The following is a 22,386-nucleotide window of genomic DNA, read 5'->3' as shown; positions in this document are numbered from 1 at the left end:
TTTTGATGTTCGATGCTGTGAGTGCCCACACAGATTGCTTGATTCAAATTGTTAAAGAGCGTCACGCTTGTCGCGTTGAGGAGGCGCATATTACGCTTCTCACTTCGAAAGTCAAGCGATTGTTTTCGCTTTTCTTTCGGCGCCCACTTCGCTAGGAAGCTGGCTCATCAGTTCGGCGTGTTCCGCCGTGCTGGTAGGGGCGCATTATAGGGAGCCGCGCTGCGATGACAAGACTTTTTTTGAAGATAATCACGAAAATTTCAAATTATTCAATTAGAAACAGCTTATTCAGTGTATATATACAATGTTATCCACAATCCGGTTATTTCACTCCCATTTTAGCGTCATTTATGTCGCCTTCAGTGACCTTGGGAATGCCATACTGGAGCCGATAACCTCTCCCGAGTGGTCCATGGTAGCGCCAATCAGGAAAGCTGGTTACCATGGAGGTGAATATAGTGTTGCACCTTTTTTGCTTTCATTTACAAAAGGTCTTTTAAGATGAATTTATCCAAGTTTCCCGTATATATGCAGGCCGCAATCCTTGCTCTGGTATTGGCAGTGGTTGGCTACCTGGTTGCCCAGGCCCTGCAGTTCTCTTTGAAAGCGGAAGTGATTTTTGCAGCAGGTCTGGCCATCGGCGGTTTCGTGGTACCGCTGTTCCTGAAGCGAACCCCGGCTAATGTTGCCGAGTCGATCGCCAATCAGGAGACTTGCACCTTATATGTAGGCAACCTGCCCTATCGCGCCAATGAGATTGCAGTGCGCGAATTGTTTGCCGAACAGGGCCAGGTCATTTCCGTGCGATTGATGAAGGACAAGGCAACCGGCAAGCGCAGAGGTTTCGGTTTCGTGGAGATGCCCGCCGCCGATGCCGCCAAGGCGATTGCCGCTTTGAATGACAAAGAGTATCAGCAGCGCACCCTCAAGGTGCGTGAAGCGAATGACAAACGTGATAAAGAGGAAAGAGAAGGTAGCGAAACTGACGCCTAACCGCTCGTCAGTACTTCACCTCTTCCAGTGATGACAGCCCCCATGCTTGCAAGGGGGCTGTCAGTTTTTGAGCCTCCCCATCCAGCCGGGTACAGTAAGCCCTGGCAATCACCTCTTCTATATGTACAGACTGCACGGCGGCATGCCCGCCATTGTTCAGCAACCAGGCCACCCGTTTGGCAACAGCACTGCCCGAGTCAATAAGCATGCATTGCGGCATCAGTTGCCCAATCTCTTCATTGAGTAGCGGGAAGTGAGTGCAACCGAGCACCAGCGTATCCGGCTTCTCTTCCCCTTCCAGCCAGTCGGCCAATACCTCGCGCAGCAGCGCCATATTGACCGGCAGGCCCGACAGCTTGTGTTCGGCTTCTATAACCAGCTCGGTGGTGCCCTTGAGCAGCACCCGCTTGCTGGGAGCAAACTGGGCGATCAGTTCGTGGGTATAGTCGCGGCTGACGGTGCCTGGAGTGGCCAGCAGACCGATACAACCGTTGCGAGTCTGGGCTGCGGCGGGCTTGATGGCTGGCACCACCCCCACCACGGGAATATCCAGCGCCTCACGCAAGGCCGGCAGCGCTATGGTGCTAGCCGTGTTGCAGGCAATCACCACCAGATCGATCTGATGACGGGCCACCATGGTGGTAACCAATCGGGTGCAGGCAGCAATCAGGGCGGGCTCGCTCAATTCACCATAGGGGAAGTTGGCATTGTCGAAGCAGTAGAAATAGTTGTGTGCCGGCAGAACGCGACGGATCTCGCGGTAGATGGTCAGGCCACCCATACCGGAATCAAACACGAGAATATTGGCCACTTGAACTCCCCTTTGGTGCAAGGCGGCGATCATACTCCCGCCTGCCGCCAATAGAAAAGGCCCTGCCAATGGCAGGGCCCCTGATTTTTCCGCTTGGCCGGGTCCGGCTTAGAGTGAGTAATCCATTGTCACGTAGTAAGCGCGCTCATCGGCAGGGTAACCCACCGCCGTCTGATACTCCTTATCCAGCAGGTTGTTGATCTTGCCCGATACCTTGAGTGCCGGCGTCACCTTGTAGCCAACGGCCAGATTCCAGAGGCTGTAACCACCTAGTTCGGTGGTATTGGCCACATTGCCATAGCGCTCCCCCTGATAGATCCAGCTCAACGAGCCGTCAAACTGCTGCCACTGCGCCTGCGTAATCCACTTGGCCCCTTTGCGGGAGATCAGCTGCAACTGTTTATCGGTCACCTTGTCTTTGGGATCCTTGTACTCGGCAGAGACCCGATGACTCAACCAGCCGGTATCAAATTCCCCTTCCAGCTCGACCCCTTCAATCCGAGCCTTGCCAACGTTTTGTGGTGATGACCCACCATTACCATTAGGGGCCCACTGGATCATCTGCTCGAAATCATTGCGATAACCGGTCATGCGCCACTCGACACCCGCAGTTTGACCGTCAAGCATCAGCTCGCTGCTCTTCGATTCTTCCGGCTTCAGGTTGAGATTGCCAGAACCCGGATAGTAGAGATCGTTAAAGGTCGGGGCGCGGAAACCGGTACCGTAACGGGCACTCAGGCGGTAATCCTCCGCAAAGCGCCAGCCAGCACCGGTCTGCCAGGTATTGTGGCGGCCATACTGTTCGTTGTCATCGCTACGGCCGCTCAGCTCACCCTGCCATATCTGGTTGTCAAACTGGGCCAGGGCATAGAGGCCGGTGTTGTCGCGCTCTTTGGCGTCGACCGGATACGTGGAGCCGGAGGAGCGGGAGCGATCATCCAGTCGATCACTCTGCCAATCGGCCCCGCCTCCCAGCGTCCAGCTCTCGTTCAATTTCAAGCTGTTGACCCAGTTCAGGCTGTACTGGCGGGTGTAGGTCCGGGTATTGGCCTGATCGCGGCCACTGTTGTCCTGATAGTCGTACGCATCCTGTTTGGAGAAGGCGCCACGCAACTCACTCAGATAGCGATCATCGTGATAGCGTGACCCCAGCTGATAGCTCTGGTTTTCAGTCCAGGTCTCGTTGCGCTGATGGGTGGCAGGCCCCCAGGCGGAAGCCGCAGAAGAGCGGTCGTACTGGGCGACATTGCGGAACCAGCGGGTTGTACCGAACAGATCCCAATTGCTGCCGAGCGCCTGCTGGTAGTCCAGCATGGCGTTGTAGCCCTGATGCCCGTGACGGTCACCATCGTTGATGCCGGGCAAGGGATGTACGTTGTAACCCTCTTCATCATCAAAACCGCCAGCCACCTTGAGCTGACCCGCCTCACCTACCTGGCTGGCACTACTGAAAGCGGCCTGACGCTGTTGATGGGAACCAGCACCGATATTGAACTTGTGCTGATTTGTCCCCTTGTCGGGACGGGTAATGATGTTGATCACCCCGCCGATGGCGTCGGAGCCGTAGATGGTGGCGCGCGGGCCGCGGATATACTCGATCCGCTCGACCTGATTGAGTGGCAGATTGTTCAGTTCGGTCATCCCGGCGGTCAGGGAGGCACTGCGCACCCCATCCACCAGCACCAGCGTCTGGGAAGAGGTGCCACCACGCACCCGCAGCGAGCTGAGCTGGCCTCGGCCACCATTGCTGACCACTTCCACACCGGGCAGGGTCTTGACCACATCGGTCACGGTCTGGGCTTGCAGGCGATCGATCTCGTCCCGGGTCACCACATTGACCGGGGCAAGCACGCTGGAGGCAGGTTGGGCGACGCGGGTAGCGGTCACCACCATGGTGGGATTGACGGGAATGGTCAGCTGCTGGGCAAACGCCGCCGTCGGCAACAGGGCAGCCGCCAGAAATTTCTTCGACATGAGAGATCCTTAAGTTCGCGTAAGTATCTACTTCGTGGCCGGTTTCTCTCGGCCCGAAATACGAACTCTGGCAGGTCTTCGGGCTCGGGGGCTGATAGCCTACGGCGACGGCTTCCCGCCTGACGGCAGTGCCCTGATGTCGCTTCGTTCCCCCTTACCGCTGCGCGCCAGCTCCGGATTCTCACCGGATTCCCTATTAAGCATGATGCGCCAAAGCGGGAGGATTATAGGCAGAGCAAAGCTGGATGTATAGCCATCCAGATTTCTATTTATTGCCAGCCAGCACCGCCAGCCTCTGTTGGGCCCCCTCCATCACCGCCTGCACCCCGGGATGGGAAAGATGGCGCCCTGCCGAGACCAGATAGTAAGAGAGTGTGACGTCAGTGAGGGTCGCAATCCGCTCCACCCCGTAGAGGCGACCAATCTCGTCAGCCATCGCCAGCGGCGCCGGGAAGATCCCCATCCCCGCCTTGCCGAACGACTTCATCAGGGTGGAGTCATCAAACTGCCCCACCAGATGGGGATGAATGCCCTGCTGGCGATACCACTCCAGCAGCCGATCGTGGGTGGCCGACTTCTCTCCGGGAATAAGCAACGGCAACCCCTCCAGCGAGGCGGGAAAGCCGTCCCGCGCCCGCGCCGCCAGCTCGGGGCTGGCAAACAGTGCCAGCGGGCTGCGCCCCAACTCGTGGTTGTAGCCGCGCACGCCACTGTCGGGGGGAAGCGGGCGATCGATCAGCACCATATCCAGCTTGTGGCGGGCCAGTTCACTGAACAGCTGCTCGGCCCGCTCCTCGTGACACACCAGCCGCAGCGGCGTTGCCAGCGCCATGGCGGGGGCCAGCAGCTCGAACGCCAGAGTACGGGGTACCGAATCGGCGATCCCCACCTGCATGGTCAACTCCTGACTGGCGTGGCGCAGGGTGTGCTCCAGCTCGGCGCCGAGCGAGAAAATCGCCCCCGCCTGCTCCTGCGCCTGCCGTCCGGCAGCGGTCAGCACCAGACGCCGCCCCACCCGGTTGAACAGCGCCACCCCGAGGGACTGCTCCAGCTCTGCAACCTGACCGCTGATGGTCTGCGGCGTGAGATGCAGCTGTTCGGCGGCCTGCGTCACGCTGCCGCTGCGTGCCACATGCCAGAAGTAGTAGAGCTGTTTGTAGTTGAGCATGCCGTTCCCTATCAGTTTTTACCGAACAACCATCAGCGAGAATCTGATTTTATCGAAACATTGCGGGCTCTAGCATGCAACCATTATCTGAACTGCCCTGCGAACCATCATGCTGGACGTTGTTGTACTCTTCTTTCTGTTTGGTCTGCTGGCCGGTCTGGTGCGCTCCGAGCTCAAAATGCCTCCTGCCCTCTACGACACCCTCTCTCTCTTTCTGCTGCTGGCCATCGGCCTCAAGGGCGGCGTCGGTCTGGCCCAGCAATCCCTGCAACCTCTGCTGCCGCAACTGGCGCTGGTGATCCTGCTCGGCGTGGTGCAGACCCTGCTCGGCTTTGCCGTGCTGCGCCTCAAGATGAACAGGGTCGATGCCGCCGCCACCGCCGCCCACTATGGCTCGGTCAGCGTCGCCACCTTTGCGGTCGGGGTGAACTGGCTCACCGAGCGGGGCATCAGCTTTGAATCCCAGCTCTCCATCTTCCTCGCGGTGATGGAGATCCCCGCCATTCTGGTGGGCATAGTGCTCGCCCGCGGCATCAGTCGCGAGACCCGCTGGCGCATGCTGGCCCACGAGACCTTCCTCGGCAAAGGGGTAACTCTGCTGCTCGGCGGCATGGCCATCGGCTATCTGGCCGGGCCGGATGGAATTGCTCCGCTCAAGCCGCTGTTTGTCGACCTGTTCAAGGGAGCGCTGGCGCTGTTCCTGCTGGAGATGGGCCTCATCGTCGCCCGCCAGTGTCAGGATCTGCGCCGCCACGGCCTGTTCCTGCTCGGCTTCGCCCTGTTGATGCCGCTCGCCTCGGCGGGACTGGGTTTGGCGGCTGGCCAGCTGATGGGCCTCTCTCTCGGCGGCCTGACCCTGCTGGCTACCCTGGCAGCCAGCGCCTCCTATATTGCCGTGCCGGCCACCATGCGCATCGCCGTGCCTCAGGCCAACCCGGGGCTGTCCCTCAGCGCAGTGCTGGGGGTCACCTTCCCGTTCAACATCATGCTGGGGATCCCGCTCTACCACAGCTGGGCCCGCCACTTCACGGAGTAGCCACATGCAGACCGAGACCCGCACCCTGCTGACCGTCATCACGGAAGCCAATCTGGAACCTACCCTGCTGCGCACCCTCACCCGCGAGGGGCTGCGCGGCTACACCATCACAGATGCCCGCGGTCGTGGCGATCATGGTGAGCGCAACGCCAGCTGGAGCGAGAGCGGCAACATCCGGCTGGAAGCGATCTGCAGCCGGGAGCAGGCGGAGCGGCTGCTGGCCCACCTGCAGAGTCGCTACTACCCCGATTACGCAATGATCGCCTTTCTGCAACCGGTCGAAATCGTGCGACCCGAGAAATTCTGAGCCGGCTTGCCGGCTCTTTTTGCCCACCAAAAGCAAACGTTTAACATCAAGGATTCAGAGAAAATGAACACCCCTCCCCTGATCGGCCTGGTAATGGGCTCCGACTCCGACTGGCCCGTGCTGCAGGCCGCCGCCCGCATCCTCAAGGAGCACGGCGTACCCTACGAGGCGCAGGTGGTCTCGGCCCATCGCACCCCGGATCTGCTGTTCGAGTATGCCGCCACTGCCCGCGAGCGCGGACTGCGCGCCATCATCGCCGGAGCCGGTGGCGCCGCTCACCTGCCGGGCATGGTAGCCGCCAAGACCACATTGCCGGTGCTGGGGGTACCCATCCCCTCTCGCCATCTCAAGGGGATGGACTCCCTGCTCTCCATCGTGCAGATGCCCAAGGGGGTGCCGGTCGCCACCTTCGCCATCGGCGAGGCGGGGGCTGCCAACGCCGCCCTGTTCGCGGTCTCCCTGCTCTCGGTCGCCCGGGATGACGACGCCCCCCGCTACCGGCAGCAGATCAACGACTTCCGCACCCACGAGCGAGATCGGGTGCTGGCGCTGCAACTGGAGGAGCCGACATGATCCTGCCCCCCGCCACACTCGGCATGCTCGGCGGCGGTCAGCTTGGCCGCTACTTTGTGATGGCCGCCCACCGCCTCGGCTACAAGGTGGTGGTGCTGGATCCCGACCCGGCCAGCATCGCCGGTGCCGCCGCCGATCACCATATTGTCGCCCCCTATGACGACCCGACCGCCCTGCACGAGCTGGCCAGCCGCTGCGAGGCCATCAGCTACGAGTTCGAGAACGTGCCCGCCGCCACCCTCGCGCTGCTCGAAAATCAAAAGCCGGTGCGCCCAGCCGCCAGCGCGGTGCGCATCTGTCAGGATCGCCGCGAGGAGAAAGCCTTTCTGCGCGGAGCCAACATCCGGGTCGCCCCCTATCTGGCGCTACTGCCGGAAGAGCCCATCCCCACACAGGCCAGCGAACTCTTGCCCGCCATCCTCAAGACCGCCCGCGAAGGGTACGACGGCAAGGGGCAGTGGCAAGTGAACAATCTGGATGAGCTGGCGACGGCGCTGGCAGCCAGTGGCGTCCCCTGCGTGCTGGAACAACGGCTGGCGCTGGAGGGGGAGTTTGCCCTTACCCTGGCCCGCAGCCCGAGCGGCGCCATCAGCGCCCTGCCACTGGTGCAGAACTGGCACAGCGGCGGCATCCTCGATCAGACCCGCTCCCCGGCCAATGTGCCGGCGCTGGAGAGCGAGGCCAAAGGGATCGCCGAACACATTATCGCAGCCCTCGATTACGTCGGGGTGCTGACGGTAGAGTTCTTTCTGGTGGAAGGCCGATTACTGGTCAACGAGCTGGCACCCCGCCCCCACAACTCGGGTCACCCCAGCCTCGACAACGCCGCATGCAACCAGTTCGAGCTGCAGGTGCGGGCCCTGTGCGATCTGCCGCTGCCGGAGCAGATCGCCGTGCGCCCCGCCCTGTTAATCAACCTGCTGGGGGATCTCTGGCAGAACGGCACGCCAGACTGGGCCGCCCTGCTGGCGCTGCCCGGCCTGCATCTGCACCTCTACGGCAAGAGCGAACCCCGCCCCGGCCGCAAGATGGGCCATATCACGGTGACCGGTGACGACTGGTCAACGGTGGAGGAGAGCTGCCGTCAGGCCCGCCAGCTGCTGGGGCTAGCGCCGCGCTGACCGAGCATCGGAAATGCAAAGACCCGGGCATGGCCCGGGTCTCTGTTTTTGCTTGCTATGGCAGGGAGGCGTGTCAGGCCCGCTCGACCGCTACCGGTGCCGGCAGGCGAATGGTGAGGGAGAGCACCAGCGCCACCACCAGCAACACCAGGATCAGGTGGAAGGTCGCCATAAAGCCGCCAAACAGGGAGGCCACAATAGAGCCGATGATGCTGCCCAGACCAAAGCCCAGATAGATGACGCCATAGTTCTTGGTCAGGTTGTTGAGACCGAAGAAGTCGCTCACCAGCGAGGGGTAGACGGTGATGGTGCCACCGAAGCTGAATGCCACACAGGCGACAGCCACAAAGAACAGATTGGCATTGAGCGGCACGAACAGCAGCAGCGCCATGCCCGCCAGGGTAATCAGCTGGGCGATGGTGATGACCCGGATGCGGGACATCTTGTCAGAGAGGATACCCAGCACCAGACGGCCCCCCAGGTTGGCCATGGCGATGATGGCGACGGCATTGGCGGCGACTACAGCAGGCAGACCCACCATCTTCTCGCCGATATCCTTGGCCACGCCGATAACGTAGAGGCCGCTCATGCAGGCGGTGAGGAACATCAGCGCCAGCATCCAGTACTGCGGCTTGCGCATCGCCTCGGCCAGAGTGAAGTCACGGCTCTCACTCTGCTGCACGGAGGCGGCCTGCTTGGGCGCATCCTTCATCAGCATGCCGCCCACCAGCACCATGGACATGGCGATCAGCCCCCACAGCTGGAAAGTGGTCTCAAGGCCGGAGCTGGAGAGCAGCAGCAGGTTGATGTATTTGAAACCGAGACTGCCGAGACCATAGGCACCGATGGAACAGGCGGAGATGAGCCCCTTGCGCTCCGGGAACCACTTCACGCAGTTGGAGAGGGTCATCAGATAGCCGGTACCGTCGGCAAAACCAACCAGAATGCCCGCGCAGAGGTAGAGCATCGCCAGATTGCTGGCATGGGCAGTGAGGAAGAAACCGATGCCGAGCAGCACACCGGCACCCAGGGTCACGTTGCGCACCCCGAATCGCTCCTGCAGCTTGCCCGCCATGGAGGAGGCGACCGCCAGCGACAGGCTGAGCAGGCCGAAGGCGAAAGCGACCTGACTCACCGGCTCGTCCAGCTTGTCGGAGAGCTGGGCGTTGAACAGGCTCCAGGTGTAGACAGAACCCAGTGCGAACTGGGTGATGATGGTACCGATCAGTGTCAGGTACCGGGTGCGGTTCAGATCGATGGTCATGATGCGTCTCGGTCGATGGCCTTAAGGAAATTGAGGCCACTATAGGCAAGACGCAGTTCGCGCCGATCGATTAAGGCATGAAATGCAGATCGGCGGGAATGAATGACAATCAGAGCCGCATCAGCTGACGGAACGCCTTGATGTTGCTGCGACTGACCGGCACCTCGAACGGCAGGTCATGGAGCCGGATGAGATAGGTACTGTTAAACCAGGGGACGATTTCGCGGATCTTGTTGATGTTGACGCAGTAGGAGCGGTGGCAGCGAAAGAACCCCTCGGCAGGCAGCCGGCTGACAAACTCGCTGATGGTCATGGTCATCACGTAGCGATCATCACGGGTGTAGACATAGGTGAGCTTCTCGTCGGCTTCCGCGTAGTAGATCTGCTCGCAGGGGGTGACGATGATGCGCTCCCCCTTCACCAGATTGACGGTGCGATTGTGGGGGCTGCTCCCCTCGCCGCTCGCCTCCCCTGTGGTGGCTGGCTGCGACTTGCCCGCATGCTCGAGCTTTTGCAGCAGATTGATGATGCGCGGCTCGTTGTAGGGCTTGAGGATGTAGTCGAACGCCTCCAGCTCGAACGCCTCCACCGCAAATTCCTTGTAGGCGGTGACGAAGACGATGTGGGGCGGATGGCTCGACTTGTGCAGGTTCTTGGCCAGCAACAGGCCGTCGATGGAGGGGATCTGGATATCCAGAAACACCACATCCACCTCGTGATCCTGCAGATATTTGAACGCCTCCAGCCCATCCTCAAAGCTCGCCACTATCTCGATGGTGCTGTGCTGATTCACCAGATAGATCAGCTCTTCGCGAGCCAGATACTCGTCTTCCACAATGATCGCTTTCAGCATGACAACACCTCTCGCGGCACACACTTATCCTCAACCATGATGGCTCTCAGCATGGCATCGACTCCTGATCCGGCAGATAGAAACTCACTTCGGTACCCGGCTCCAGCCGCTTGAGGTGCAGGCCGTCGCCATAGAGCAGCTTGACCCGCTGATGCACGTTCATCAGGCCGATGCTGCGGCTCCCCACCCGCCCGGCGGCCACCCCATCGATCACCTCCTGACTGATGCCGTAACCGGTGTCCCGCACCGCCACCCGGATGCCACCTGCCAGCTGTTTCACCTCGATGGTGACCCGGCCCGGCGCACTGCGGGGCTGGATGCCGTGCAGGATGGCGTTTTCCACCAGCGGCTGCAACAGCAGGCTCGGTACCTCGATATGCACGTCATCCACATCGAACACCACCTCCAGCTTGTCGCCAAAGCGGGCCTGCTCGATAGCCACGTAGTCGCGCACCTGCTGCAACTCCTCCTTGATGTCGATGAGGGTGTCACCCTTGTTGAGGTTGTAGCGCAGGTAATCTGCCAGATTGGCAATGAGCTGGCGCGCCTGCTGGGGCCGGATGCGGATCAGCGACGAGATGGCGTTGAGGGCATTGAACAGGAAGTGCGGGTTGATCTTGCTCTGCAATGCGGTGAACTCCGCCTTGCGGGTCATCTCTTTCAACTGCTCGATGCGCGACACCTCCATCTGGGTGGAGATGAGCTGGGAGAGGCCCACCGCCATCTCCCGCAGGGAGCTGGTGATGCTGTGGGTGCGGCGGTAGTAGATCTTGAGGGTGCCGCTCACCGAGCCGTTTTCCCGCAGCGGAATAATGATGACCGAGTGGAAATCGGAGAGGTGATACTGGCGCAGATCGTTGTTGATGATGATCTGGTCGAGCAGCACCGCCTGCTGGGTCATGCCGCTGATGGCGTGGTGCTCATCCAGCTCGTAATAGTCCTTGCCCACCCCGACATAGGCCAGCACGTCATGGGTATCTGTGATGGCCACCGCATCGGCGCTGATGTCGCGCCGGATCACATCGCACACCTGACTGAGGGAGTGGCGATCGATGTTCTGGAAGAAAGGCAGCGTCTTGTTGGCGATATCGAGCGCCAGCTTGGCCTGCTTGGCGGCAATCAGCTCCTTCTCGTCATCCAGATCCTGCACCAGCTTGATGATGAGGCCGATGCAGAGCGCCCCGGCGATCATCGGATAGGCGATATGGTTAACGATCTCCACCCCGACTTCGTGGGGCTCGGTCAGCAGCCAGATCAGCAGCATGGTCAGCCCTTCGCAGAGCATCCCCGCCAGAATGCCGTAGAGCCAGAGCCGCGACTTGCGGCAACGCAGGTGCAGCCAGGTGGCGAGCAGGCCGGCAATAATGCTGGCGATGAGGCAAGGGATGGAAGTGTGACCATCCATGTCGATGAGATAGCGGTGCAGACCGGAGATGACCCCGGCCGGAATGCCGACCCAGGGGCCGAACAGGATGCCGCCGGAGATGATGGCGATGATCCGCACATTGATCAGCGCCCCCTCTACCGGAATGCCGGTGTAGGTACTGAACACCGCAAACAGGCCGAAGATGGAGGCCACCAGCACCAGCTCCGCCGGGGTGTGATCCCGCTTCTGGAACAGCCGCTGGAACGGCCGGGTGCGGGTCAGGAAAAAGAGGGTCATCAGCATCAGCGCTGCCCGCTCGAACACCGCCAACAACATCATCTGATTCTCAAGCATCTGCGCCCCCTTGCGACAACCCGACCGATCACCATAACCCTGACCAATAAATCGGGGCCGGATAAACCAGCCCCTGTGACATCAACAGTACTGACCAGCCACCCAGCCGGAGGACCAGGCCCACTGGAAGTTGTAGCCACCGAGCCAGCCGGTCACGTCCACCACCTCGCCGATGAAGTAGAGGCCGGGCACCTTGCGCGCCTCCATGGTCTTGGAGGAGAGCTCGTTGGTATCGACGCCGCCAAGGGTCACTTCAGCGGTGCGATACCCCTCGGTACCGTTGGGCAGGATCTGCCAGTCACCCAGCAGATTGGCCACCGCTTCCAGCTCCCGCTCGTTGTACTGGCGCATCGGCTTGCTGACCAGCTGGCCCAGCTCCACCAGCTTGTCGACGAAGCGCTTGGGCAGCTCGCGCCCCAGCACGGTTTTCAGCTCCTGCGCCGGGTGAGCCTGCGCCCATTCACGCAGGGCAGCCGGAATATCCAGCTCCGGCAACAGGTTGATGTGGATCTTCTCGCCGGCGTGCCAGTAGGAGGAGATCTGCAGGATGACGGGGCCGGAGAGGCCGCGGTGGGTGAACAGCATCGCCTCCTTGAAGCGGGTGCCATCCTCGGCGGTCACAGCTACCGGCAGGCTGATGCCCGCCAGATCGGCGAAGGCCTCTTTCTCCGCCTGATGGAGGGTGAAGGGCACCAGACCGGCGCGGGTCGGCAGCACCTTGAGACCGAACTGCTCCGCCAGCTTGAAGCCATACGGGGTCGCGCCCAGCTTGGGCATGGAGAGACCGCCGGTCGCCACCACCAGCGAGTGACAGCCGATCTCCCCCTTGCTGGTCGTCAACACAAAGCCCTCGTCCTGCTTGCTGACAGTGAGGATCTCGGTCTGGAACTGCAGGGTCACCCCGGCCCAGTCACACTCGGTGAGCAGCACATCGACGATATCCTTGGCACTCTCGAGACAGAACAGCTGCCCCAAGGTGCGCTCGTGATAGTTGACCCCGTGGCGGTCCACCAGATCGATGAAATCCTGCTGGGTGTAGCGAGCCAGCGCCGACTTGCTGAAGTGGGGATTCTCCGACAGGTAGGCGTGAGCGCCCGCCTGATGGTTGGTGAAGTTGCAGCGGCCACCGCCACTGATGAGGATCTTGCGGCCCGGCTTCTTGGCGTTGTCGAGCACCAGCACGGAGCGTCCCCGATAGCCCGCCTGCGCCGCACACATCAATCCGGCCGCACCGGCCCCGATCACCACCACATCGACCTGCTTCATCATCACTCACTTATCAAAATAGAAACGGCACCTGGCCAGAACCGAGATTGCCTCTGGCTGACATCACAACGGTGACTGCCCACCAGAATAAACAACGGCCCTTAAAAGGGCCGTTATTGTACTGGCTGAACACTAAGTGTCCACGACTATCAGGCGTTGCTGTCCATGATGCTGGCCGGGGCGCCTTTGGCCAGTTCGGCCAGCTCCTTGTCGATGAAGTAGAGGCCTTTGCCATCTTCACCCACCAGACCCAGACGGTCGACGATGCTCTTGAACAGCTTCTCCTCTTCATGCTGCTCGGCCACATACCACTGCAGGAAGTTGAAGGTGGAGTAGTCCTGGGTAGTGAAGGCCACGTGGGCCAGACCATTGATGCACTTGGTGATGTGATACTCGTGCTCCAGAGTGGTACGGAACACATCGCCCAGCGACTTGAACTCGTGGGGAGGGGCATCGATGGCACCCAGTTTTGGCATGGCGCCGGTCTCGCTCACATAGGTGAACAGACGCTCCATGTGCTGGCGCTCCTCGACTGCGTGCTGGCGCAGGAAGGTCGCCGCCCCTTCAAAGCCCTTGTCTTCGCACCAGGCGCTCATCTGCAGATAGAGATTGGAGGAGTAGAACTCCAGGTTAATCTGCTCGTTCAACTTCTCGATCATGGCTTGGGCCAGCATCTTGTTTCTCCTCAGTGATTTGGTATCGATTGTCGCCACACTCCCGCCGCGAATCAACCCGCCAACGAGAGGGAGATCCCGTTTCTTTCAGCTCAGGGGGTCAGCTCGCCAAGGGAGGCGACATCCACCGGCGCAGCATAATCGACGCCCGGCAGCTCGAAGCCATTGAGCTGCATGAAATCCTGCCGCAGCCCGGCAAAGTCCCCCAGCGCGTGGAAATTGTCCGGCGTCACCTTGGGCCAGAGCGCCGAAACGGCGGCCTGAATGGCCGGGTCGAGCTCGTAGTCATCCATCCGGATCAGCCGGTTACCATCGGCCACCACCCCATTGGGCCCGTACATCTTGGCGGCAAACAGTCGCTGCATCTGCTCGATGCACCCCTCATGGACGCCGCGCTCCTTCATCACCCCCATCAGCAAGCCGAGATAAACCGGCAGCACCGGAATATAGGCGCTCGCCTTGGTTACCAGCGCCTTGCAGACCGACACCCAGGCATGGCCGCCAATCTCGGCCAGTTGCAGGTTGATGGTCTCGGCGGTGGCGTGCAGATGCTCCTTGGCATAACCGATGGTGCCATCGCGATAGAGGGGATAGGTGGATTCGGGGCCGATGTAGGAGTAGGCCACGGTTTGCGCACCGGGGGCGAGACAACCGGCCTGCTGCAACGCCTGCATCCAGAGCTGCCAATCCTCGCCCCCCATCACGGTGACGGTATCGCGGATCTCCTCCGGCGTGGCGGGCGCCAGCGACTGCTGCACCAGAATATCGCGCTCCAGATCCAATCCCCAACCACTGAATGGCTGGCCGGTGGTCTTGAGCACCGAGCGCACTTGCGTGCCGTCGGGCAGCACCCGGATGCCGCTCGCGAGCGAATAGATCACCAGATCCACCTGCCCCAGCTGCTGGCGGATGGTGTCGATGGCCTGCTGACGCATGCCGTCGGAGAAGGCATCACCGATCAGGTTGATGGCGATACGCCCCTCCTGCTCCGCCTCCTTGCGAAACCAGATGTTGTTGTACCAGCCGGCGCTGCCCAATCCTTTGTCGGAAGGGCCGCGCTCAAACGAGATACCGATGGTGTCGGCACCGGCACCAAAGGCGAGCGCAATGCGCGACGCCAGTCCAAACCCGGAGGAGGCCCCCAGCACCAGCACCCGCTTGGGACCGTTGAACGGGCCAGCGGCCTTGATCCGTTCGATCTGCTGCTGCACGGCGGCGCGACAGCCGATGGGGTGACAGTTGCGGGCAACACAACCTTGAATCTGGGGATGAATGATCATGGGAAGGCCTCCAAAGAAACTGGCTACAGCATAACCAAATCGAAGGAGATTAACTTGATGCCGGATCGCTATCAGTCAGAAAAGCAGCGGGAAATGAGGCAGAAAAACAAAAGGGAGCACGTGGCTCCCCAAAGCGGTATTCAGATGCTTTTTGTTGTTTTGTGTTCATTGCGAAGCACGTGCCCATCCTATGCCTCTCCCCCCTGATCGGCAAGCCGGGGGATGTGACCGGCGTCAAACTCCTGTTTAATTTATAGGCAAATAGTGGTTAATAACTGAGTGGCTGACCCTGTGTCACACGTCATTAAACTCATTTAAATCCCAAAACTGTGCCTGAGGCACCATTTTAGTTTCAGCAGAGATTGGTATAGTGGGCTGAAGGATCGGTAAGGAGAACCCCCATGAGTGGAACAACCTATTACAAGCATATTCTGGCCGCGATCGACCTCTCTGAAGACAACCGCAAGGTGATCGACAAGGCGGTGGACAGAGCCCGTTCCAACGGCGCCAAGCTGTCGGTTATCCATGTCGATGTGGACCTCAAGGATCTCTACACCGAGATGATCGATATCGACATCGACAACGTGCAGGATCAGGTGATCGCCGAAGCGAAAGAGAAGCTGGAGGCATTTCTGGCCTCGGTGGACTATCCCATCGAGAAGAAGCTGGTGATCTGCGGCGATCTGAGCGAGCGGGTCAATCAGGCAGTCAAGGAGTACGAGATCGACCTGCTGGTGTGCGGCCATCGCCAGAGCTTCTGGAGCCTGCTCACCTCCAGCGCCCGTCAGCTGATGAATACGGTGCCCTGCGATCTGCTGGTCGTCCCCTTGCAGAAGTAATGAAACCGGCGTAGTTTGATTTGCTATGAATATGACCGCATTCAATCACAACTACTGGTGGTGCTGCTCCTAAACAGGCGGCACCGCGTTTCTATTGTAAATTTCCCAAAGAAAACACCGTGACCGCCGAGAGGCGGTCAACTGTTTTTATCCCTTTGTCGCCTCCCGGCTCACCCAACTGGAGAGAGTGACATGCACAACCCCGTTATCCTGACTGGTGATCGTCCCACCGGCAAACTGCACATCGGCCACTATGTCGGCTCCCTGCGCCAGCGCGTCGAAGCCCAGCACCACTACCGTCAATTCGTGATGATCGCCGACCTGCAGGCGCTGACCGACAACGGCCACAATCCGGCCAAGGTGACCGACAACGTGCTGGAGGTGATGGCTGACTATCTGGCGGTCGGTCTCGACCCGGCCAAGACCACCTTCTGCCTGCAGAGCGCCCTGCCTGCCCTCGCCGAGCTCACCTGTTACTACCTCAATCTGGTCAGCGTTGCCCGGCTGGAGCGCAATCCCACCGTCAAGGCGGAGATCCAGCAAAAAGGGTTCGAACGCACGCTACCAGCCGGTTTTCTGGTCTATCCGGTGAGTCAGGCCGCCGACATCACCGCCTTTCGCGCCAGCCATGTGCCGGTCGGGGAAGATCAGCTGCCGATGCTGGAGCAGACCAACGAGATCGTCCGCCGCTTCAACTCTCTGGTAGGCAAAGAGGTGCTGACCGAATGCCAACCGATCCTGAGCGACACTGGCCGCCTGCCCGGCATCGACGGCAAGGCCAAGATGTCCAAGTCTCTCGGCAACACCATAGAGCTCGGCATGCCGACGGAAGAGGTCAAACAGGCGGTGTTCGCCATGTATACCGACCCCAACCACCTCAAGGTGAGCGATCCGGGTCAGGTGGAGGGAAATACGGTGTTCGCCTATCTCGATGCTTTCCACCCCGACAAGGCGCTGGTCGCCGACATGAAGGCCCACTACCGGCGCGGCGGACTGGGGGACATGCGCTGCAAGCAGGTGCTGAACGACTGCCTGCAGACCCTGCTCGCTCCGATGCGGGAGCGCCGGACCGCGGCCATCGCCGACAAGAAGATGCTGCTGGAACTGCTCTATCAGGGCACCGAGCAGGCTCGCATCATCACCGATGAGGTATTGGCGGAGGTGAAAAGCGCCATGGGGCTCGACTACTTCGCCAGCATCCGCTGAGCGGGAGTCCCGAGCGCATCGTCGCCGTAGAGGTCGAACACCAGCTGGTGCAGCATGCTCTTGAACCAGCCGATCGCCTCGTCGTGGGCGGTGAGTGGGTGCCCCGCCATCAGGTAGACGATGGGGATGGCGGGGTCGAGCTGGTGCATCCGCAGCGGGTAGTAGCGGCAGAAGTGGCGCCCGATCATCTCGGGCACCACCACCAGATAGCGACCGGTCGCCATCAGCGGCGGCACTGCCATAAAGCTCGGCAACCGCACGCCCAACTCCCGCTCCACCCCGAAGCGAGCCAGCCAAAGCTCCACCATCGCCTGACTGTGACCCCAGCTGGAGGTGTGGATGTGGGGACGGCTCACCAGCTCGACCGGTGTCAGCACATCGGGCAATTCGCTGCCAAGGGGCGACAGGCAGACCAGCGGGTTGTTGAACCACTCCTCCCGCCACAAACGGGGTGAGAGATGATTCGCCCCGGCGAAACCGATCACCAGATCCAGCTCACCTTTTTCCAACTCCCGCTCGTAGTCGCTGTCCGCCAGCTCGCACACCTCAAGGCGACAGTGAGGGGCCTGCTGATGGAGTCTGTCCACCAGCACCGGCACCAGCCCGTGCTCCACCGAGCCCGGGGTGGCGATACGGAAAATCCGCCGTGCGGTAGCGGGATCAAACCCCTTGGCCTGCCGCAATCCCTGCTCCAGCATCGCCAGCGCCTGGCGCACCGGCCCGGCCAGCGCCTTGGCCCGCTCGGTCGGCATCATCTCGCGCCGACTCATCACGAACAGCGGGTCATCCAGCGCCACCCGCAGCCGCCCCAAGGCGTGACTGACGGTGGATTGGGAGAGATGCAGCCGTTCGGCGGCACGGGTGACGTTGCGCTCCTGCATCAGCATGTCGAATACGGCGAGCAGGTTGAGGTCGAGACGGGCGAGCGAGCTATCCATCGATATTAGCCATAGTTAAATGCCAACAATTCATTTTTACCATAGTAACAGATTGCCTAGAATGCGCTGGCTTAATACATCGGAGATTCAAATGCGTAGCTATCTGTTATTGCTGGCCATTGGCCTGCTGTGGGGTTCCCAATTCATTTTCATGCACCAGGCCGTTGCCGAGTTGCCCCCCATTCTGGTGGCTGCCGGTCGTGCCCTGTGCGGCAGCCTGACCCTGGGTCTGCTCTGCCTGTTCATGCGGCTCAAGAGTGAGCACACCCCGTGGCGCACCTATATGCTGATCGCCCTGCTGGATGCCACCATCCCCTTCATCATGGTCGCCTGGGGCCAACAGTATGTGGATAGCGCCATCGCCGCCGTGGTCATGGGTTGTATCCCGTTTGTGACCATTCTGGCTGCACCGCTGTTTATTTCTGGTGAAAGAATCACCAAAACCGGTCTGCTTTCCGTGATCATCGGCTTTGCCGGTGTGCTCACCCTGTTCTGGCCGAAACTCTCCCAGGGCATGAACGCCGGTCTGCTCGGTGCCATGGCCATCCTGCTGGGTGCCAGCTGCTTCGCCATCGGCCTGCTGATGATCAAGCGCTTCGCCAAGGACCATCCGGTCGTGGTCGCCCGCAATATCCTGATCTCCTCGGCAATCCAGTTGCTGTTGGTCGCCCCCTTCATGGTTGACCTCAGCAGCCTGACCCTGCCGAGCACACAGGCCCTGAGTGCGATCACCGTGCTGGGTACCCTCTGTACCGGTCTGGTCTACTTCCTCTACATGGCGCTGATCCAGAAGGCCGGCCCGACGTTCGCCTCCTTCAGCAACTATCTGGTGCCGCTGTTCGGCGTGATGCTGGGCGCCCTGTTCCTCGGCGAGCAGATCCACCCCACCACCGGCGTGGCACTGGCCCTGATCCTCGGCTCGGTCGCCATGAACCAGTGGGCGCAACAGCGTCGCATGCAGCGCGAGGTCTCCCTATGTCAGGCATCCTGACCACACTGTGCGGTGGTCTGGTACTGATTGCCGGCTGGCAGTATCGCCAGCGGCTGGCCGGGATCCTGGGCCTGCTGATGGTACTGCTGCCCTGGTTCTTCGATAGCAAGCTGCAAGCCATGCTGAGCTATGCCCTGAATGCCTGAAGTCCATCTCTGAATGTGTGACGAGAGTCTATCTCTCCTGTTTTGGGACTGTTTTAAAAAACCTCCGATTTGTCCCCCGCTACCGGCGCTCTGCGCCGGTTTTTTTTATGCCTGCCAGCCGGCGTCAGATCAGATAGCGATAGCTGAGTCGCTCGTTCTTGCGCGGCCCGGTGATCTGCCAGCTCAGCAGAAAACCGCCGTCGATCTCGGTCAACTCGGCGCTGTAGTGATCCGCCCCACACAGATGGGGTTCGGCGGTCAGCCAGCGGCCATCCCCCTGCGGCAGCAGCTCGAACAGTTCGACCGGCGCCTCATAACGCAGATGGGAGAGACGGATCCCCCGTTCACTGCGCTGCCACCAGAAGCGGTTGTGCATGGCGAGTTCCTTGCCATGAGGCGTGGTGTAGCGACCCTGCTCGTTATACAGCCACCCCCCCTGATGATCGGTCACCTGCACACGCCCCTCGCCCCGACCACTCCAGTCGGTCGCCGACCCCTCGCCATTGCTGGCGGTAAAGGAAAATGCTCCGACCTGTGGCAATCGCGCCCATAAACGCTGGATTGCCGCTTCCATCTCGGCCATCATAGCCCCCTTAAAATTGACAACTGACGATAAATCAAACACATGAACTACTTGATAGGGGTCACCCTGCTCTGGTCATTCTCCTTCAGCCTGATCGGGGTCTACCTCGCTGGTCAGGTCGATGCCTACTTCTCGGTGCTGACCCGCATCGCCCTCGCCAGTCTGGTGTTTCTGCCCTTCCTGCGCCGCCGCTGGCTGCGCCCCGATCTGGCGGCCAAGCTGATGGCGCTGGGCGCCATCCAGCTCGGCATCATGTATCTCTTCTACTACCACTCCTTCCTGCTGCTGACAGTGCCGGAAGTGCTGGTCTTTACCATCTTCACCCCCATCTACGTCACCCTGCTCCACGATCTGCTGGAGCGCCGCTTCAAGCCTGTTTATCTGTGGGGTGCCCTGCTGGCGGTGCTCGGGGCTGCCGTCATCCGCTTCGACGGCCTGACCGAAAGCTATGTGCTGGGATTTATGGTGGTGCAGGGGGCCAACCTCTGTTTCGCGCTCGGTCAGGTGGGCTACAAGGTACTGCTGGCGCGGGAGGCGGAGCAACCACCGCAACTGGCGGTGTTCGGCTGCTTCTATCTGGGGGCGCTGATGATCGCATTGCCCGCCTGGTGGCTGCTGGGCAAGCCACAATACCCAACGTCAGGGTTGCAGTGGGGCATTCTGCTCTGGCTGGGGGTAGGTGCCTCCGGCCTCGGCTACTTCCTCTGGAACAAGGGGGCGACGCTGGTCACCAGCGGGGTGCTGGCCATCATGAACAATGCGCTCATTCCGGCCGGCTTGCTGGTCAATCTGCTGCTCTGGGGCAAGGATACTGATCTGACCCGACTGACCATCGGCGGCCTGCTGATGCTGGCCTCGCTCTGGGTCTGCCAGCGTGACAAAAGCGGCCAACCCTGACCTCACTCAGCCGACGACGGTGTTGTGCTCCCGTCTGGCCTGACTGTGACAGCTGGCCAGCCGGGCCAGCAGATGATCGAGCTGCTCGCCAGCCTGACTCTGCACCAGCCCAATGCTGACGGTGACCGGCCGCTGTGACAGCAGGCTGGCATCGGCAATCTCGAGGCGCAGCCGCTCGGCGATCTCCAGCGCACTCATCCGCTCGGTCTGGGAGAGCATCAGGATAAAACCGTCCTCATCCCAGCGGGCAAAGGGATCTTCCCGCCGCAGTTCGTGGCGTACGATACGCGCCAGCTTGGCCAGCATGGCGTCGCAAGCCACTTCGCCAAACAATTGCTGGATTTTGGCCATGTGATCGACCGAAAACTGCAGCAGACTGAAAGTGCCGCTCTCGGTCGCCAGCCGCTCTTCAAGCAGTTGCTCGAAACGGCCACGGCTCTCCAGTCCGGTCAGCGGATCGGTGCCATGTCGCTCCTCCACCAGCACGGCAGCGGGATCGAGGTGACGGACAACCCCCAGCAGATACCCCCGCTCATCACGACGCATCCGCTCTTCCAGCCGGATGTAGTGACCGTGATGATGCAGAATGCGGTATTCGAGGCGCAGACCGCTGCTGCGCCCGCTCTGGCAGGCGAGCAGGGCATCTTCCAGCCGGGCAACATCGTCGGGATGAACCCGATCCAGCCAGCCGAGATCATCCGGCCAGCACTCTCCCAATCCCAACAGGCGCAGGCAGGAGGGATCACGCTGCAGTCCATGTTGGGCTGACCAGCTCCAGATCCCCGCCTCCAGCAGCGCCATGGCATCAGACAGCAGACCCGGATCAAGTCGGGCAGTCACATCGACCAAAGGTGTCTTGAGCATTTCCATGGGGCGCCTCGAAACAGGATCTGAATACCAGCTCAATAAGTAACATTGGCGTTCACGCCGAGCAACAGGGTCAGATCGCTTTTCCCTGATACCCGTTCATCAAGGTCTGCCAGTTCTCCGGTACGAAGTGGAAACTGGTATGCAGTTGAGACTCTTTATTGAATGAACGGAGCAAGCGTTCCAGATTGGCCTTCTGCCATTCGCCGGGGGAGCGGATCGCACCCTTGTCAAAATCGATCACCCACACCTTGCCCTCTTTATCGAGCAGCAGGTTATGGCTGTTGAGATCGGCGTGATAGACCCCGGCATCGTGCAGCTGGCGCACCGTCTGGCCTATCTTGTGCCACACCTCGGTCGCCACCGGCCCCTGCTTGAGCAGCGCCACCATATCCTTGGCACCGCGAATTCGCTCGATCAGGATATCGGCACGATAGAAGGGGCCCTGTTTGACCATGCGGGCGCCAAACGGACGCGGTACCGGCAGCCCCAGCTCGCACAACTTGGCCAGCAGGGTGTATTCGGCCATGGCGCGGCTCGACTCGACCCCTTCGAACCAGAAGCGATCCCGCACCACCTTGCCCACCATGCCGCCGCGATAGTAGTGGCGCAGCACCAGATGGCGCGACTCATCCTTGACGAACCAGGTCACTCCCCGCCCGATGGAGGTCCCCACCACCTGACGATTGTTCTGCCACCAGGCAGGATCGAATAACTGGGGAGAGGGGTCGCGAAAGGCCCCTTCGGCGTACCAGCAGATCTGGTTGTGTTTGGTCTGTACTCGCATCGTGGAGATCCCGCTCAGTGGGTCATGGATCGCAATTTTTCAATTGGCGATGAGGCTGCCGCTCCGGCATGCCCGCAATAGTGGCCTTTAAT

General features: G+C 60.8%; 23 protein-coding genes and 1 riboswitch. Of the genes, 10 read left to right on the top strand and 13 right to left on the bottom strand.

The window, feature by feature from the left end; genetic code table 11:
- Window positions 1–501: 501 nt before the first annotated feature.
- Window positions 502–993: an RNA recognition motif domain-containing protein gene (locus BN1139_RS10270; protein WP_005339200.1), complete on the top strand. Its 492-nt coding sequence runs from the start codon at window positions 502–504 to the stop codon at window positions 991–993.
- A 7-nt stretch (window positions 994–1,000) separates the two neighbouring features.
- Here BN1139_RS10270 and murI read toward each other — a convergent pair whose 3' ends face one another.
- The 3 genes from murI to nhaR form a co-directional block, all read right to left on the bottom strand.
- Entirely contained in the window at window positions 1,001–1,804 is an 804-nt protein-coding gene (gene murI / locus BN1139_RS10265; protein WP_013723351.1) for a glutamate racemase, read from the bottom strand.
- A gap of 108 nt (window positions 1,805–1,912) precedes the next feature.
- Complete coding sequence (locus BN1139_RS10260; RefSeq protein ID WP_005355689.1) at window positions 1,913–3,778, bottom strand: TonB-dependent receptor domain-containing protein; 1,866 nt, start codon at window positions 3,776–3,778, stop codon at window positions 1,913–1,915.
- Between the two features lie 52 nt (window positions 3,779–3,830).
- Window positions 3,831–4,008, bottom strand: a riboswitch (cobalamin riboswitch).
- Window positions 4,009–4,043: 35 nt separating this feature from the next.
- Window positions 4,044–4,946 carry a transcriptional activator NhaR gene (nhaR, locus tag BN1139_RS10255; protein WP_005355696.1) on the bottom strand — a complete coding sequence of 301 codons (903 nt, stop codon included), beginning with the start codon at window positions 4,944–4,946 and terminating at the stop codon, window positions 4,044–4,046.
- A 109-nt stretch (window positions 4,947–5,055) separates the two neighbouring features.
- Here nhaR and BN1139_RS10250 point away from each other — a divergent pair, with 109 nt between their 5' ends.
- The 4 genes from BN1139_RS10250 to BN1139_RS10235 all read left to right on the top strand — a co-directional run bounded on the left by BN1139_RS10250 (window position 5,056) and on the right by BN1139_RS10235 (window position 7,983).
- Window positions 5,056–5,982 (top strand): sodium-dependent bicarbonate transport family permease, encoded by a 927-nt coding sequence (locus BN1139_RS10250; RefSeq protein WP_005355699.1) that lies wholly within the window; start codon window positions 5,056–5,058, stop codon window positions 5,980–5,982.
- 4 nt (window positions 5,983–5,986) lie between these two features.
- Window positions 5,987–6,289 (top strand): P-II family nitrogen regulator, encoded by a 303-nt coding sequence (locus tag BN1139_RS10245; RefSeq protein ID WP_005321666.1) that lies wholly within the window; start codon window positions 5,987–5,989, stop codon window positions 6,287–6,289.
- Between the two features lie 63 nt (window positions 6,290–6,352).
- Window positions 6,353–6,862: a 5-(carboxyamino)imidazole ribonucleotide mutase gene (gene purE, locus BN1139_RS10240; protein WP_005355702.1), complete on the top strand. Its 510-nt coding sequence runs from the start codon at window positions 6,353–6,355 to the stop codon at window positions 6,860–6,862.
- Window positions 6,859–7,983: a 5-(carboxyamino)imidazole ribonucleotide synthase gene (locus BN1139_RS10235; RefSeq protein WP_013723350.1), complete on the top strand. Its 1,125-nt coding sequence runs from the start codon at window positions 6,859–6,861 to the stop codon at window positions 7,981–7,983. The genes purE and BN1139_RS10235 overlap by 4 nt, the downstream gene beginning before the upstream one ends.
- A gap of 73 nt (window positions 7,984–8,056) precedes the next feature.
- Here BN1139_RS10235 and BN1139_RS10230 read toward each other — a convergent pair whose 3' ends face one another.
- The 6 genes from BN1139_RS10230 to fabV form a co-directional block, all read right to left on the bottom strand.
- Entirely contained in the window at window positions 8,057–9,247 is a 1,191-nt protein-coding gene (locus tag BN1139_RS10230; RefSeq protein ID WP_005339218.1) for an L-lactate MFS transporter, read from the bottom strand.
- Between the two features lie 109 nt (window positions 9,248–9,356).
- On the bottom strand, window positions 9,357–10,100 hold the full coding sequence (locus BN1139_RS10225) for a LytR/AlgR family response regulator transcription factor (protein WP_005355708.1): 744 nt from the start codon (window positions 10,098–10,100) through the stop codon (window positions 9,357–9,359).
- Between the two features lie 46 nt (window positions 10,101–10,146).
- Entirely contained in the window at window positions 10,147–11,820 is a 1,674-nt protein-coding gene (locus BN1139_RS10220) for a sensor histidine kinase (RefSeq protein WP_005355712.1), read from the bottom strand.
- A gap of 81 nt (window positions 11,821–11,901) precedes the next feature.
- Window positions 11,902–13,086, bottom strand: coding sequence for a BaiN/RdsA family NAD(P)/FAD-dependent oxidoreductase (locus BN1139_RS10215; protein WP_005355716.1), 1,185 nt, complete (start codon window positions 13,084–13,086; stop codon window positions 11,902–11,904).
- 149 nt (window positions 13,087–13,235) lie between these two features.
- Window positions 13,236–13,760 carry a non-heme ferritin gene (gene ftnA / locus BN1139_RS10210; protein ID WP_005339225.1) on the bottom strand — a complete coding sequence of 175 codons (525 nt, stop codon included), beginning with the start codon at window positions 13,758–13,760 and terminating at the stop codon, window positions 13,236–13,238.
- Between the two features lie 92 nt (window positions 13,761–13,852).
- Window positions 13,853–15,040, bottom strand: coding sequence for an enoyl-ACP reductase FabV (fabV, locus tag BN1139_RS10205; protein WP_005355719.1), 1,188 nt, complete (start codon window positions 15,038–15,040; stop codon window positions 13,853–13,855).
- Window positions 15,041–15,441: 401 nt separating this feature from the next.
- Here fabV and BN1139_RS10200 point away from each other — a divergent pair, with 401 nt between their 5' ends.
- A complete protein-coding gene (locus tag BN1139_RS10200) occupies window positions 15,442–15,879 on the top strand; it encodes a universal stress protein (RefSeq protein WP_005339229.1) in 438 nt (145 codons plus the stop codon).
- Window positions 15,880–16,071: 192 nt separating this feature from the next.
- Window positions 16,072–17,085 (top strand): tryptophan--tRNA ligase, encoded by a 1,014-nt coding sequence (gene trpS / locus BN1139_RS10195; protein WP_005355730.1) that lies wholly within the window; start codon window positions 16,072–16,074, stop codon window positions 17,083–17,085.
- Here trpS and BN1139_RS10190 read toward each other — a convergent pair.
- Entirely contained in the window at window positions 17,064–18,023 is a 960-nt protein-coding gene (locus BN1139_RS10190; protein ID WP_005355732.1) for a LysR family transcriptional regulator, read from the bottom strand. The two genes, trpS and BN1139_RS10190, sit on opposite strands and share 22 nt — an antisense overlap.
- 91 nt (window positions 18,024–18,114) lie before the next feature.
- Here BN1139_RS10190 and BN1139_RS10185 point away from each other — a divergent pair, with 91 nt between their 5' ends.
- A complete protein-coding gene (locus BN1139_RS10185; protein ID WP_005355734.1) occupies window positions 18,115–19,014 on the top strand; it encodes a DMT family transporter in 900 nt (299 codons plus the stop codon).
- Window positions 18,999–19,160, top strand: coding sequence for a hypothetical protein (locus BN1139_RS21665; RefSeq protein WP_005339236.1), 162 nt, complete (start codon window positions 18,999–19,001; stop codon window positions 19,158–19,160). Before BN1139_RS10185 ends, BN1139_RS21665 begins: the two co-directional genes overlap by 16 nt.
- A 124-nt stretch (window positions 19,161–19,284) precedes the next feature.
- Here the strand turns inward: BN1139_RS21665 and BN1139_RS10180 are convergent, their stop codons facing one another.
- On the bottom strand, window positions 19,285–19,746 hold the full coding sequence (locus BN1139_RS10180) for a DUF6314 family protein (protein WP_013723349.1): 462 nt from the start codon (window positions 19,744–19,746) through the stop codon (window positions 19,285–19,287).
- Between the two features lie 39 nt (window positions 19,747–19,785).
- On the opposite strand from BN1139_RS10180, the gene BN1139_RS10175 reads away from it, so the two are divergent.
- Window positions 19,786–20,640, top strand: coding sequence for a carboxylate/amino acid/amine transporter (locus BN1139_RS10175; protein ID WP_005355738.1), 855 nt, complete (start codon window positions 19,786–19,788; stop codon window positions 20,638–20,640).
- A gap of 6 nt (window positions 20,641–20,646) precedes the next feature.
- Here the strand turns inward: BN1139_RS10175 and BN1139_RS10170 are convergent, their stop codons facing one another.
- Both BN1139_RS10170 and BN1139_RS10165 read right to left on the bottom strand, forming a co-directional pair.
- Window positions 20,647–21,510 carry a GGDEF domain-containing protein gene (locus tag BN1139_RS10170; RefSeq protein WP_005355739.1) on the bottom strand — a complete coding sequence of 288 codons (864 nt, stop codon included), beginning with the start codon at window positions 21,508–21,510 and terminating at the stop codon, window positions 20,647–20,649.
- A 70-nt stretch (window positions 21,511–21,580) separates the two neighbouring features.
- Window positions 21,581–22,294, bottom strand: a complete 714-nt coding sequence (locus BN1139_RS10165) for a 3-deoxy-D-manno-octulosonic acid kinase (protein WP_005355741.1) — start codon at window positions 22,292–22,294, stop codon at window positions 21,581–21,583.
- Window positions 22,295–22,386: the final 92 nt, after the last annotated feature.

The sequence above is a fragment of the Aeromonas veronii bv. veronii genome (assembly GCF_000820225.1).
GTDB classification, from domain to species: domain Bacteria; phylum Pseudomonadota; class Gammaproteobacteria; order Enterobacterales; family Aeromonadaceae; genus Aeromonas; species Aeromonas veronii.
Note: the sequence above shows the minus strand (reverse complement) of the source record. Positions and strands in the feature narration are given on the sequence as shown.